This is a genomic window from Streptomyces sp. NPDC052016, from assembly GCF_044548445.1.
Classification (GTDB): domain Bacteria; phylum Actinomycetota; class Actinomycetes; order Streptomycetales; family Streptomycetaceae; genus Streptomyces.
In genome coordinates this window covers 191,654-204,124 of the sequence record NZ_JBIUBX010000012.1, presented here as the reverse complement: position 1 = coordinate 204,124, position 12,471 = coordinate 191,654, and the positions used below count along the sequence as shown (strand labels likewise).

Genomic DNA, 12,471 nt, shown 5'->3' with positions numbered 1-12,471 from the left:
GCCGGCCCGGCCGCGCCGTGCCAGGGCTCCCGGCGCGCGTGGACCGCATTCCCGGCCGCCAGGAACCCCGTCCCACGCCCCGCGCTGCCCCGCAGGCCCGGCGGTGAGCACCGCAGCACCGGGCCGCGCACGCGCCCCCATCGGCTCCAGCCACCCCTCAGCCGGGCACGGGCCCGGACCCTCCGACCCGTCACCTGGCAGGCGGGCAGCGCCCCGGTCCCGTTCGGCCGCGTGGGCCTCGCCGTGAGCCGGGGCCCGTCGGGCCGCGTGGTCCTCGCCCCGAGCCGGGGTCCGTTCGACTGCGTGGGCCTCGCCGGTCGGGCCTTGGTCCGTTCGGTCCCGTGGGTCCTCGTACCACCTGCCCGGTCCCGTTCGGCCGCGTAGGCCTCGCCCGTCGAGCTCGGGCGGTGGGCACCGTCCCCCGTCGGCCGGGGGCTCTTCGCCTCGTCGCCCTCAGCCCCGTACCGAGCGCGGTCCGGTGACCTCCGCGCCCAGTTCCGTCACGCGGTGGCGAAGTTCGCGGTCCGCCGTGACGACCAGGCGGGCGCGGTCGGTGGCCGCGGCGACCAGGGCGACGATGTGGTCGTCGCCGCTGCCGGGCGCCGACTCCACCCGTACGCCGGGGACCGGCTCCACCCCGCGGGCGGCGCCCTCGACGACGAGGACGATCTCCTCGGGGCCGGGGTGCCCCGGGAGGCCGTGGGCGGCCAGCCGGTCGCGGAGCCGTTCCGCGGCGCCCCGCCGGTCGCGCCACCAGCCGTCGGGCACCGACCCGACGACGTTCGCGGCGTCGACGATCACCAGCAAGGGGGAGTCGTGGTCCATGCGGCCCAGGGTCGCACGGGCCGGGGCCGGCGTGGCCCGGGAGGCGTGGGCGGAGGGCCGCCGACATACAGTGACCGGGTGAACGGCGAATGGCTCATACGCGGCCGCGACGGGCGGCTCAGTGTCTACCTGACGTCGGACGAAGCCGTCCTGTGCCGGGCGGAACGCACTCCGGGCGGTCCCTGGGACCCGCCGCGCAGAGTGGGCGGCGACCAGAAGGTGCGGCCGACCGTGGCCGTCGGACAGGGAGCCGACGGTTACGCCCACCTGACGTCGTGGAGGCCGGCCGGATCCGGGAGGGCGGTCCTGGTGCACTCCACGCACTTCCGGCCCCTGCTCGCCCCCCTGGACTGGGCCCCGATCGGTCACCCCGACAAGAAGGGCGACGCCACGGACACGCCCGCCGTGGCCGTGGACGCCCGGGGGCGGGCGCACGTCTTCGTGCGCAACACCGCCACGGGGATCGGCATGGTCGCCCAGAAGGAGAAGGGCGGCTGGGACCCGTGGCGCACTCTGGAGGCGCGGGGCGTGCAGGGCCCGCCGGTCGCGGTGGCGGGGGAGTCCGGCCGGGTCGAGGCGTACGCCGCCGCCCCCGGCGCGATCCTGCACTGGCGGCAGGCGGAGCCGGGCGCCGTTCCGGTGCGGGAGGAGCCCCTGGAGGCGGCGGTCCGCCCCGGCACCCTGCGGGCCCTGGCCACCTCCCCCGAGCACACCACCCTCTTCTTCACCGACGACGAGTCCGGTGAGGTCTGCGCCTGGCGCCCCGGCGGCAAGCCCGTCCCGCTGCTCGCCGCCGCCGGCCCCGGCCCGGTGGCCGCCGTCCGCTGCGAACTGGACGGCCACGACTGCACGTTGCTCGCCCAGCGCTCCGCGAACGGCCGGGTGGCCTTCGCCGCCTACCCCACCGAGGAGGAGACCGCCGGCGCCTGGTGGACCGAGTCCGGACCCCGACTCCCCGACGACGCCCGGGTGGCGCTGGCGAAGGACCACGAGGACCGGGTGGTCGCGGCCACCCTCTCCCCGTCGACCGGCCGTCTCCTCGTCACCCGCCGCAAGGACGAGCCGGGGCTCGCGCTGAGGGCGTGGGAGGAGGTGTGAGCGGGGGCCGACGCCGCCTGCCCACATCGTCCGCGGGCCGCACCGACGGCCCCGCGCCCGTCACGCCGTCAGCCTGATCCACTGCCGGCCGCCGGACCCCACGGAGGCCGCCGCCGGCCTGCTCGACGCGAGGTACTCGGGCGAGGTGGTGCAGCAGCTCAGGGCCCCGACCGCCTCAAGTACCCGCTGGTGGAGGGGACGTGCAAGGGCGTCGCCGAAGGCGCTGCTGAGGTACCCCATTGTGCTCGTCTCGTAAGAGGTGATCACATGATCCTCACACCGCTCAGGGCGGTCCGACACGACGACACGGAAAGCGAGTTCATCCATGGCAGTGGGACGAAGAGTGTTCCTCGGCGCCTTCACCGCCGGCGCGGTCACCGTCGCGGCCGGCACGGAGGCGGCCGCCGACGGCGAGTACACCCTTTACACCTCGCCGGCCCAGTTCTACGGCACCTCGACGACGGCGCACACCGTCATCATCAACCACAAGGCCACCTCGGGTCAGTCCGTGGCCCTGAACGTCACCTCCGACAACCCTCAGGACTCGGCGATGTACGTGACCGGCGTGGAGACCGGGCGCGGAACCGTGAAGATCGCGCACGTCGGCTACGCCGACGGCTCGGACGCCAACGCCTCCGGTCTCTCCATCAACCTCCAGACCGCCGGTACGGCCGCGCAGGGCATCTACGTGTACTCGGACCCCGGCAAGCCCACCAAGGGCGCCCTGATCGCCCTGCGCAACAACGACGGACTCGACGACTTCATCGTCAAGGGCACCGGCCGGATCGGCGTCGGCATAGCCCGTGGCGCCACGCCCCAGTCCCAGCTCCACGTCGTCCAGCGTGCCCAGGACGCCGCCTCGGCCATCCTCGCCGAGGGCGCCGTACGTCTCGCGGACGTCACCGCCGTACCCTCGAACGCGCCCGCCGCGCTCGGCGGCGGCTCCCTCTACGCCCAGGACGGCGCCCTGTACTGGAAGGGTGGCAACGGCACGCCCACCCGGATCGCGCCGGCGTAAGGGGCCCCACACCATGCAACTGACCCCCGAAGAACTGATCTCCGAGTTCCACGACGCCGTCATGGAGCTGTACTTCGCCCGCAAGCGCATCGCCCTGCTGGAGGCGGAGAACGCCGAGCTCAGGGCACGGCTGGAAGCGGCCGAGCAGCAGAGCGACGGATGAGGAAGAGGGCCTCGGCCATACCGGCGGAGGCCCTCTTCGCTGTCGTGGTGCGGTGGTTACGCCGGAACCGACGCCACGCCCGGGGCGAGGAACCTCTTGCCGTTCACCCGCTCCGACACGCCCTCGCGGTCCAGGTACGGCGTGATGCCGCCCAGGTGGAAGGGCCAGCCGGCGCCGGTGATCAGGCAGAGGTCGATGTCCTGGGCCTCGGCGACGACGCCCTCGTCGAGCATGAGCCCGATCTCCTGGGCCACCGCCTCCAGGACGCGCGCCCGCACCTGCTCCTCGGTGAGGACCGCGTCGCCCTGCTTCAGCAGCGCGGCGACCTCCGGGTCCAGCTCGGGCTTGCCGCTGTCGTAGACGTAGAAGCCGCGCTTGCCCGCCTCGACGACCGCCTTGAGGTTCGGGGAGACCGTGAAGCGGTCCGGGAAAGCCCGGTTGAGCGTCTCGGAGACGTGCAGGCCGATGGCCGGGCCGACCAGCTCCAGCAGCACCAGCGGGGACATCGGCAGGCCCAGCGGCTCGACCGCCTTCTCCGCGACCTCGACCGGAGTGCCCTCGTCGATGACGTTCTGGACCTCGCCCATGAAGCGGGTGAGGATGCGGTTCACGACGAACGCCGGGGCGTCCTTCACCAGGACCGCGGTCTTCTTCAGCTTCTTGGCGACGGCGAACGCCGTGGCCAGGGAGGCGTCGTCGGTCTTCTCGCCGCGGACGATCTCCAGCAGCGGCAGGACGGCGACCGGGTTGAAGAAGTGGAAGCCCACGACCCGCTCGGGGTGCCGGAGCTTCGACGCCATCTCCGACACCGACAGCGAGGACGTGTTGGTGGCGAGGATCGCGTGCGCCGGGGCGACCGCCTCGACCTCCGCGAACACCTGCTGCTTGACGCCGATCTCCTCGAACACGGCCTCGATGATGAAGTCCGCGTCCGCGAAGCCCTCGGCCTTGTCCAGGACGCCGGAGACCAGCGCCTTGAGGCGGTTGGCCTTGTCCTGGTTGATGCGGCCCTTGCCGAGCAGCTTGTCGATCTCGGCGTGGACGTAGCCCACACCCTTGTCGACGCGCTCCTGGTCGATGTCGGTCAGCACGACCGGCACCTCGAGGCGGCGCAGGAACAGCAGCGCGAGCTGGGAGGCCATCAGGCCGGCGCCGACGACGCCGACCTTGGTGACCGGACGGGCCAGCGACTTGTCCGGGGCGCCGGCCGGGCGCTTGCCGCGCTTCTGCACCAGGTTGAAGGCGTAGATGCCGGCACGCAGTTCACCGCCCATGATGAGGTCGGCGAGCGCCTTGTCCTCGGCGTCGTAGCCCTGCTGGAGGTCGCCGTTCTTGGCGGCGGCGATGATGTCCAGCGCGCGGTAGGCGGCCGGGGCCGCGCCGTGCACCTTGCTGTCGGCGATGAAGCGGCCCTTGGCGACGGCCTGGTCCCAGGCCTCGCCGCGGTCGATGACCGGGCGGTCGACGACGATCTCGCCCTTGAGGACGGACGCCGTCCAGATCAGCGACTGCTCCAGGAAGTCGGCGCCCTCGAAGAGCGCGTCGGCGATCCCGAGTTCGTAGACCTGCTTGCCCTTGAGCTGCTTGTTCTGGTTGAGCGAGTTCTCGATGATCACCGAGACCGCCTTCTCCGCGCCGATCAGGTTCGGCAGCAGGGTGCAGCCGCCCCATCCGGGCACCAGGCCGAGGAAGACCTCGGGGAGCGAGAAGGCGGGCAGGGCCGCGGACACCGTGCGGTAGGTGCAGTGCAGGCCGACCTCGACGCCGCCGCCCATGGCCGCGCCGTTGTAGTACGCGAAGGTCGGCACCGCGATGCCCGCGAGGCGCTTGAAGACGTCGTGGCCGCCCTTGCCGATGGCGTAGGCGTGGTCCCACTCCTTCAGCAGTTCGACGCCCTTGAGGTCGGCGCCGACCGCGAAGATGAACGGCTTGCCGGTGATGCCGACACCGACGATCTCGCCGTCCGCGGCCTCCTTCTCCACCTGGTCGATCGCGGTGTTGAGGTTCGCGAGGGACTGCGGGCCGAAGGTGGTCGGCTTGGTGTGGTCGTGACCGTTGTCGAGGGTGATCAGGGCGAAGCGCCCCGCACCCAGCGGCAGGTCGAAGTGGCGTACGTGCGCGGTCGTGACGACCTCGTCCGGGAACAGCTCGGCCGCGCCCTTCAGCAGCTCAGCGGTGGTGCTCACTTGTCCCCCTCGAAGTGCGGGTTCTCCCAGATGACCGTCGCGCCCATGCCGAAGCCGACGCACATGGTGGTCAGGCCGTAGCGGACGTGCGGCTGCTCCTCGAACTGGCGGGCCAGCTGCGTCATCAGGCGGACGCCGGAGGAGGCCAGCGGGTGACCGAAGGCGATGGCGCCGCCGTACTGGTTGACGCGCGCGTCGTCGTCGGCGATGCCGTAGTGGTCGAGGAAGGCCAGGACCTGGACGGCGAAGGCCTCGTTGATCTCGAAGAGACCGATGTCGGAGATGGACAGACCCGCCTGCGCGAGGGCCTTCTCCGTGGCCGGGATCGGGCCGTAGCCCATGACCTCCGGCTCCACGCCCGCGAAGGCGTAGGAGACGAGGCGCATCTTCACCGGGAGGTCGTTCGCGCGGGCGAAGTCCTCGGACGCGATGAGGGAGGCGGTGGCGCCGTCGTTGAGACCGGCCGCGTTGCCCGCGGTGACCCGGCCGTGCACACGGAACGGTGTCTTGAGGCCCTGCAGGTTCTCCAGGGTGGTGCCCGGGCGCATCGGCTCGTCGGCGGTGACCAGGCCCCAGCCCGTCTCGCCGCCCTCGGGGTTCGTGCGGCGCACGGAGATCGGCACCAGGTCGGCCTGGATCTTGCCGTTGGCGTACGCCTTGGCGGCCTTCTCCTGGGAGCGCACGGCGTACTCGTCGGCGCGCAGCTTGGTGATGTGCGGGTAGCGGTCGTGCAGGTTCTCCGCGGTCATACCCATGAACAGCGCGGACTCGTCGACCAGCTTCTCGCTGACGAAGCGCGGGTTCGGGTCGACGCCCTCGCCCATCGGGTGGCGGCCCATGTGCTCGACACCGCCCGCGACGGCGACGTCGTACGCGCCGAAGGCGACGGAGCCGGCGACCGTGGTGACGGCGGTCAGGGCGCCGGCGCACATGCGGTCGATGGAGTATCCGGGGACCGACTGGGGGAGACCGGCCAGGATTCCGGCGGTGCGGCCGATGGTGAGGCCCTGGTCGCCGATCTGCGTGGTCGCGGCGATGGCGACCTCGTCGATCTTCTTGGGGTCGAGGCCGGGGTTGCGGCGCAGCAGCTCCCGGATCGCCTTCACGACGAGGTCGTCGGCGCGGGTCTCGTGGTAGATGCCCTTCGGGCCCGCCTTGCCGAACGGGGTACGGACGCCGTCGACGAAGACGACGTCCCTGACGGTACGAGGCACGATGGCTCTCCTCCAGGGTGCGGGGTGGCACTGCTGCGACACGCAAGCGCTGAGCGCGCGCTCAGAACCCATGCTACTTGTGGGTAACGTAGCTGCCCAGTCCGGGAGGGCCAAGCGGTGAAGGTCACACCTTCGGGGGAGCGGTCGAACCGCGTGGCGTGAGCACCGGCGTCGGCACGGGATGCGACCCCGGCCCCTCCCCGGTGATCACCCCGAACAGCGTGCGCGCCACCTCCGCCCCGAACCCGTGCACGTCGTGGCTCATCGCGGACAGCGTGGGATGGGTCAGCCGGCACAGCTGGGAGTCGTCCCAGGCCAGCAGGGAGACGTCCCGCGGCACCGACAACCCCATCTCGGCCGCCACCGACAGCCCCGCCACGGCCATGATGTCGTTGTCGTAGACGATCGCCGTCGGACGGTCCGGCGGCGCGGCGGTCAGCATCGACCGGGTCGCCCGCGCCCCCGCCTCCCCGGAGTAGTCCGTCGCCACCTGCCACGCCCCGGCCAGCCCCAGACTCCGCGCCGCCGCGTCGAACGCGGCCGTCCGGATCGCCGTGTGCCCGAGCGCGGCCGCACCCCCGACCCGTGCGACACGGCGGTGCCCCAGCGCGGCCAGATACCGCACGGCCTCCGCCACGGCGGTGGCGTCGTCGGTCCACACGGACGTCAGACTCCCGGTCAACGAGGGGTGCCCCACCGCCACCACCGGCATCCCCAGCCGCTCCGCCGCCGCCACCCGGGGATCGTCGGCCCGGAAGTCCACCAGGATCGACCCGCCGATCTGCCGACCGCGCCACCACGACTCCTGGAGCCCGACCTCCTCCTCCAGGCTGCGCACCAGCCGCAGCAGCAGCGAGCAGGAGTGCTCGGTCAGCACGCTCTCCACCCCGGAGACGAACTCCATGTAGAACGGCTCCAGCCCCAGCATCCGCGCCGGCCGGCAGATCGCGAGCCCCACCACGTCCACGCGCGAACTCGACAGCGACCGCGCGGTCAGGTTCGGTTCCCAGCCCAGCTCCCGCGCCGCCGCGAAGATACGGTCCCGGGTCGCCTCCGACAGCCCCGGTTTGTGGTTGAAGGCGAGCGAGACGGCGCCCTTGGACACGCCGGCGCGTGCGGCGACGTCCTTGATGGTGACGCGAGGGGACGGGGAGGCTGTCATCGAGCGGGCTCCTGGCAGTACAGCGCGGCACGGGCGGCGTCGGCATCCGGAGTCTCCCAGCCCTCGACCCCGATGGTCACCCGTTCACCCGGAAGCAACGTGACGAGCCCGCGGTCGGCCCGCGCCCTCGGATCCAGCCGGTCGGCCTGCAGCAGCAGGTCCCGTACGAGGGTGCGGGCGCCCACCTCGACACCCCCCGGTACCAGGGTCACGTCGAACTCCGGCGCCGGACAGGCGACGTCACGGTCCGGCACCGCGAAGTACAGGGCCCGCAGCCCTGCCCCGTCCTCGGCGCCCGCCCCGCTCCCGGCGTCGCCCGAGCGGGATGGGCCCCCATGCGCGGGGGACGCCCACGCGTCGGCGACCAGGAACTCCTTCGGCCCGGCCGGAGCCAGCTCCGGCGGCACCGGCACCTCGGCCACCGCCCGCGCCCCCGCCACGACTTCACTCTCCACCGCCCCGATCACCTCCCCCTCGACGGACATCCGCCGCAGCGACAACGCCGTCGTCCAGCGCTCGGCGGACTGGTTGACGGCCGCCACCACGAGGCCCGCGCCCCGCCGCTGCAGCGTCAGCAGCCGGTCGGCGTACAGCCGGCGCAGCTCGTGGTAGAGCGGCTTCTCCCGTCCGTCGCCGTCGACCGCCGACCAGGAGGTCACCGGCCAGCAGTCGTTGAGCTGCCAGACGACCGTGCCCGCGCACACCGGCCAGTGGGAGCGCCAGTGCTCGATCCCGGCGGCCACCGCGCGGGCCTGGTTGACCTGCGTGAGGTAGTGCCAGCGGTCGAAGTCGCCCTCGGGGAGGGCGAAGTGCCGTTCCAGTCCCCGCCGGAGCTTGCCGTTGCCGTCCTCGGCCTTCTGGTGGTGCAGCATGCCGGGGGAGTCGGCCGCGAGCTCCTCGTCCGGAAGGGCACGCCGCAGGGTGGCGTACGCGGGCGGCGCCTGCCAGCCGAACTCGGCGACGAACCGCGGCACATCGAGCCGGTAGTCGGCGTAGTCCTCCCGGTTCCACACCTCCCAGGAGTGGTGCGTGCCGTGCGCCGGGTCGTTCGGATGCCGCGCCCACGACCCCGACCAGGGGCTGCCCGCCGTGTACGGCCGCGTCGGATCCAGCTCGGCCACCACCCGCGGCAGCAGACCCAGGTAGTAGCCCTCCCCCCACGAGTCCCCGCCGAGCCGCTCCTCCCACCCCCAGTCGACGAGGCGGCCCGCCTCGACGGCGCCGACGCCTTCACCGTCTACCGCAAGATCATTTTCCCGCTGCTGAAACCGGCGATCGCGACGGTCGTCATCGTGAAGGGGATCGCCGTCTACAACGACTTCTACATCCCCTTCCTCTACATGCCCTCGCAGGATCTTGGCGTGATCTCGACGTCCCTGTTCCGCTTCAAGGGCCCCTACTCCGCCCACTGGGAAACGATCTCGGCGGGAGCCGTCCTCGTGATCCTGCCGACCCTGATCGTCTTCCTGGCCCTGCAGAAGTACATCTACAACGGCTTCATGAGAGGAGCGTCCAGGTGAGACGCCTCAGGCGCGCCGGGCTGCGCCCCCGTCGAGGCTCCGCCGCCCGGGCGCGACCGGGCGCGACCGACCCCGGACGGCCCGCGGCCGCCGCAGGACGTCCGTCCCGCGGCGGCCGGGGCCATGACCCGAAGGGCCGGTCCTCAGGCCCCCTTGGCCGAAAGCGCGGCGACCAGCACCGGCGTCACCTGCTCCACCTGCCACGGCCGCGCCCCCAGGTGCGAGAGCGCCGCCGCGACCGAGTCCTCGTCGAGCGGGTTCGGCGGCTCCCAGCAGACCCGCCGCACGCTGTCCGGCGCGACGAGGTTCTCCTGAGGCATGTTCAGCTCCTCGGCCAGCGCCGTGACGGCCGACCTCGCCGCACTGAGCCGGGCGGCGGCCGCGGGATCCTTGTCGGCCCACGCCCGCGGCGGCGGAGGTCCGGCGACCGGCTGACCCGGCAGCGGCAACTGGGACTCGCTCAACGCCTTCGCCCGGTCCACGGCCGCCTGCCACTGCTCCAGCTGCCGCCGCCCCATCCGGTGCCCGAACCCGTTCAGCGCGGCGAGCGCGTGCACGTTGGCCGGAAGCGCGAGCGCGGCCTCCACGATGGCCGCGTCCGACAGCACCTTGCCCGGGGAGACGTCCCGTCGCTGTGCGATCCGGTCCCGCGTCTGCCACAGCTCCCGCACCACACCGAGCTGCCGCCGCCGGCGCACCTTGTGCATGCCGGACGTACGGCGCCAGGGGTCCTTGCGGGGTTCCGGCGGCGGGGCCGCGGCGATCGCGTCGAACTCCTGGCGGGCCCACTCCAGCTTGCCCTGCCGGTCCAGCTCCTTCTCCAGCGCGTCCCGCAGGTCGACCAGCAGTTCGACGTCGAGAGCGGCGTAGCGCAGCCACGGCTCGGGCAGCGGCCGGGTCGACCAGTCGACGGCGGAGTGCCCCTTCTCGAGGACGAAACCGAGGACGCTCTCGACCATCGCGCCGAGGCCGACCCGCGGGAATCCGGCGAGCCGTCCGGCCAGCTCGGTGTCGAACAACCGCGTCGGCGCCATGCCTATCTCGCGCAGGCAGGGCAGGTCCTGGGTGGCGGCGTGCAGCACCCACTCGACGCCGGACAGGGCGTCGCCCAGGGCGGAGAGGTCGGGGCAGGCCACGGGGTCGATCAGCGCGGTCCCGGCGCCCTGGCGGCGCAGCTGCACCAGATAGGCGCGCTGGCCGTAGCGGTAGCCGGAGGCCCGCTCGGCGTCGACGGCGACGGGGCCGGAACCGGCGGCGAAGGCCGCGATCACCTCGGCGAGGGAGCCCTCGTCGGTGATCACCTCAGGGATGCCCTCGCGCGGTTCGAGGAGAGGTGTCGGCGCCCCGGAAGCAGTAGATCCGCCGTCGTCCGGAGGGGCGCCTCCGGTGGTTCGCAGTGAGCTGGCTGCTGCGGTTTCTTGGGCGTCGGTCACCTGTCAAGGGTATCCGTGTGTGGACGGCACCCGCCGACGGAACGTTCCGTCGGCGAGCACCACAGGGGCGTAAACCAGTCAGGCGGGGGAGGACCGGGACGAGTGGCCCCGGTGGTCTCCCCGTGGGTTCGGTGGCGGTGTGCGAGGTGTCGGGGGTGTCGGTGTGCCGGCGGTGTCCCGCGTTTCGGCCGTCCGGGCGTGTTCGGACCCGTGCGGGGAGGGGCGGGGAGCAGGCGGTCGTGGGGGGTCAGTGGATGATGCCGGTCCGCAGGGCGACGGCGACCATTCCGGCGCGGTCGCCGGTGCCCAGCTTGCGGGCGATGCGGGCGAGGTGGCTCTTCACGGTCAGTGCGGACAGGCCCATCGAGACGCCGATCGCCTTGTTCGACTGTCCTTCGGCGACCAGTCGCAGGACCTCCACCTCGCGGCCGGACAGCTCGCGGTAGCCGCCCGGGTGGCTCGGGGCACCCGGGGGGCGGCGGTGGAGGCGGGCGGCGGCCGCGCCGATGGGGGCTGCACCGGGCCGGGTGGGGAGCCCGACGTTGGTGCGGGTGCCGGTGACCACGTAGCCCTTGACGCCGCCCGCGAGGGCGTTGCGCACGGCGCCGATGTCGTCGGCGGCGGAGAGGGCGAGCCCATTGGGCCAGCCCGCGGCGCGGGTCTCCGACAGGAGGGTGAGACCGGAACCGTCGGGCAGGTGGACGTCGGCGACGCAGATATCTCGGGGGTTGCCGATGCGGGGACGAGCCTCCGCGATGGACGAGGCCTCGATGACATCGCGCACACCGAGCGCCCACAGATGGCGGGTGACGGTGGAGCGGACGCGTGGATCGGCCACGACCACCATGGCGGTGGGCTTGTTCGGGCGGTAGGCGACCAGGCTTGCGGGCTGCTCGAGGAGAACGGACACCAGGCCTCCTGGGGTGCGGGACGGGGCCGGCTCTGGGGATGAAGCCGGGACGAACCGTGCTTTCAAGGTCACAGTCGTCTTCGGCAGCGGGCCCGGGGTCCTTTAGAGAATGATCACGATCTAGTGAGTAACAATCTGTGCAATTCGGACACGCGATCGATCATCCGAAGATCGAGTCGGTTTGAGTGGGTGTCGTATGAGACCGGAAGTGGCCGTATCGACAAAGAGACGGTCATGGAGGCGGCCGAACGGGTGAGGCGGGGGTTTCGGCCGAGGCGACCGGGTCAGCGCGTCTGCGGTCCCCGCCGCTGCGGCAGGGTCACCACCGACGCGTCCCCCGGACCGGCCGGGGGCAGCCCCGCGACCTGGGCCAGCAGATCGCACCAGGACGCCAGGTGGGACGCCGTGTCCGGCACCCCGGCCAGGCCCTCCCGGGGCGTCCAGGAGGCCCGGATCTCGATCTGCGAGGCCGCGGGACGCTCCGCCAGCCCGCCGAAGTAGTGCGAACTCGCGCGCGTGACCGTCCCGCTCGGCTCGCCGTAGGTCAGCCCGCGCGCCTGGAGCGCGCCCGTCAGCCACGACCAGCACACCTCCGGCAGCAGCGGGTCGACGGCCATCTCGGGTTCCAGGTCGGCCCGGATGAGGGTCACCAGCCGGAAGGTGCCGTGCCAGGCCTCGTGCCCGTCCGGGTCGTGCAGCAGCACCAGCCGGCCGTCGGCCAGGTCCTGGTCGCCGTCCACGACGGTCGCCTCCAGCGCGTACGCGAACGGGGCGAGCCGCTGCGGTGCCGGAGTCGGCTCCACCTCGATCTGGGGTCGCAGCCGGGCGGCCCTCAGCGCGTCGACGGCGGCCCGGAAGGGCAGCGGAGCCGACCTCGTCCCACCCCGGTCCTCCTCGTTCTCGTCGTCCATTCCGCCCGTGCCGTCCGACAGTCGTCCCTGA

General features: G+C 72.7%; 10 protein-coding genes and 2 pseudogenes. 4 read left to right on the top strand and 8 right to left on the bottom strand.

Annotated features, from left to right (window positions below):
• Nucleotides 1-453: 453 nt before the first annotated feature.
• Nucleotides 454-825 (bottom strand): NTP pyrophosphohydrolase, encoded by a 372-nt coding sequence (locus ACIHAR_RS17360; protein WP_365463150.1) that lies wholly within the window; start codon nucleotides 823-825, stop codon nucleotides 454-456.
• 78 nt (nucleotides 826-903) lie between these two features.
• Here ACIHAR_RS17360 and ACIHAR_RS17355 point away from each other — a divergent pair, with 78 nt between their 5' ends.
• The 3 genes from ACIHAR_RS17355 to ACIHAR_RS17345 all read left to right on the top strand — a co-directional run bounded on the left by ACIHAR_RS17355 (nucleotide 904) and on the right by ACIHAR_RS17345 (nucleotide 3,104).
• Nucleotides 904-1,923, top strand: coding sequence for a hypothetical protein (locus tag ACIHAR_RS17355; RefSeq protein ID WP_400020147.1), 1,020 nt, complete (start codon nucleotides 904-906; stop codon nucleotides 1,921-1,923).
• Between the two features lie 325 nt (nucleotides 1,924-2,248).
• Nucleotides 2,249-2,941 (top strand): hyaluronoglucosaminidase, encoded by a 693-nt coding sequence (locus tag ACIHAR_RS17350; RefSeq protein ID WP_365463159.1) that lies wholly within the window; start codon nucleotides 2,249-2,251, stop codon nucleotides 2,939-2,941.
• A 13-nt stretch (nucleotides 2,942-2,954) separates the two neighbouring features.
• Nucleotides 2,955-3,104, top strand: coding sequence for a hypothetical protein (locus ACIHAR_RS17345; RefSeq protein ID WP_365463162.1), 150 nt, complete (start codon nucleotides 2,955-2,957; stop codon nucleotides 3,102-3,104).
• 56 nt (nucleotides 3,105-3,160) lie between these two features.
• Here ACIHAR_RS17345 and ACIHAR_RS17340 read toward each other — a convergent pair whose 3' ends face one another.
• The 4 genes and pseudogenes from ACIHAR_RS17340 to ACIHAR_RS17325 form a co-directional block, all read right to left on the bottom strand.
• Nucleotides 3,161-5,290 carry a 3-hydroxyacyl-CoA dehydrogenase NAD-binding domain-containing protein gene (locus ACIHAR_RS17340; RefSeq protein ID WP_365463164.1) on the bottom strand — a complete coding sequence of 710 codons (2,130 nt, stop codon included), beginning with the start codon at nucleotides 5,288-5,290 and terminating at the stop codon, nucleotides 3,161-3,163.
• Nucleotides 5,287-6,504 carry an acetyl-CoA C-acyltransferase gene (locus ACIHAR_RS17335; protein ID WP_365463167.1) on the bottom strand — a complete coding sequence of 406 codons (1,218 nt, stop codon included), beginning with the start codon at nucleotides 6,502-6,504 and terminating at the stop codon, nucleotides 5,287-5,289. Before ACIHAR_RS17335 ends, ACIHAR_RS17340 begins: the two co-directional genes overlap by 4 nt.
• A 124-nt stretch (nucleotides 6,505-6,628) precedes the next feature.
• A complete protein-coding gene (locus ACIHAR_RS17330) occupies nucleotides 6,629-7,666 on the bottom strand; it encodes a LacI family DNA-binding transcriptional regulator (RefSeq protein ID WP_365463170.1) in 1,038 nt (345 codons plus the stop codon).
• Nucleotides 7,663-8,862: pseudogene (locus ACIHAR_RS17325) on the bottom strand (glycoside hydrolase family 2 protein); the annotation flags it as partial. The gene ACIHAR_RS17330 and the pseudogene ACIHAR_RS17325, both read right to left, overlap by 4 nt.
• On the opposite strand from ACIHAR_RS17325, the pseudogene ACIHAR_RS17320 reads away from it, so the two are divergent.
• Nucleotides 8,848-9,186: pseudogene (locus tag ACIHAR_RS17320) on the top strand (ABC transporter permease subunit); the annotation flags it as partial. The pseudogenes ACIHAR_RS17325 and ACIHAR_RS17320 overlap by 15 nt on opposite strands.
• 143 nt (nucleotides 9,187-9,329) lie before the next feature.
• Here the strand turns inward: ACIHAR_RS17320 and ACIHAR_RS17315 are convergent.
• The 3 genes from ACIHAR_RS17315 to ACIHAR_RS17305 form a co-directional block, all read right to left on the bottom strand.
• Nucleotides 9,330-10,619, bottom strand: coding sequence for a ribonuclease D (locus ACIHAR_RS17315; RefSeq protein WP_365463173.1), 1,290 nt, complete (start codon nucleotides 10,617-10,619; stop codon nucleotides 9,330-9,332).
• Nucleotides 10,620-10,866: 247 nt separating this feature from the next.
• Complete coding sequence (locus ACIHAR_RS17310) at nucleotides 10,867-11,529, bottom strand: response regulator transcription factor (RefSeq protein WP_003993737.1); 663 nt, start codon at nucleotides 11,527-11,529, stop codon at nucleotides 10,867-10,869.
• A 284-nt stretch (nucleotides 11,530-11,813) separates the two neighbouring features.
• Nucleotides 11,814-12,440 (bottom strand): DUF3000 domain-containing protein, encoded by a 627-nt coding sequence (locus tag ACIHAR_RS17305; protein ID WP_365463345.1) that lies wholly within the window; start codon nucleotides 12,438-12,440, stop codon nucleotides 11,814-11,816.
• Nucleotides 12,441-12,471: the final 31 nt, after the last annotated feature.

Coding starts and splice junctions, on each gene's coding strand:
- ACIHAR_RS17360 (WP_365463150.1), bottom strand. CDS start 825: ATGGACCACGACTCCCCCTTGCTGGTGATCGTCGACGCCGCGAACGTC.
- ACIHAR_RS17350 (WP_365463159.1), top strand. CDS start 2,249: ATGGCAGTGGGACGAAGAGTGTTCCTCGGCGCCTTCACCGCCGGCGCG.
- ACIHAR_RS17345 (WP_365463162.1), top strand. CDS start 2,955: ATGCAACTGACCCCCGAAGAACTGATCTCCGAGTTCCACGACGCCGTC.
- ACIHAR_RS17330 (WP_365463170.1), bottom strand. CDS start 7,666: ATGACAGCCTCCCCGTCCCCTCGCGTCACCATCAAGGACGTCGCCGCA.
- ACIHAR_RS17305 (WP_365463345.1), bottom strand. CDS start 12,440: ATGGACGACGAGAACGAGGAGGACCGGGGTGGGACGAGGTCGGCTCCG.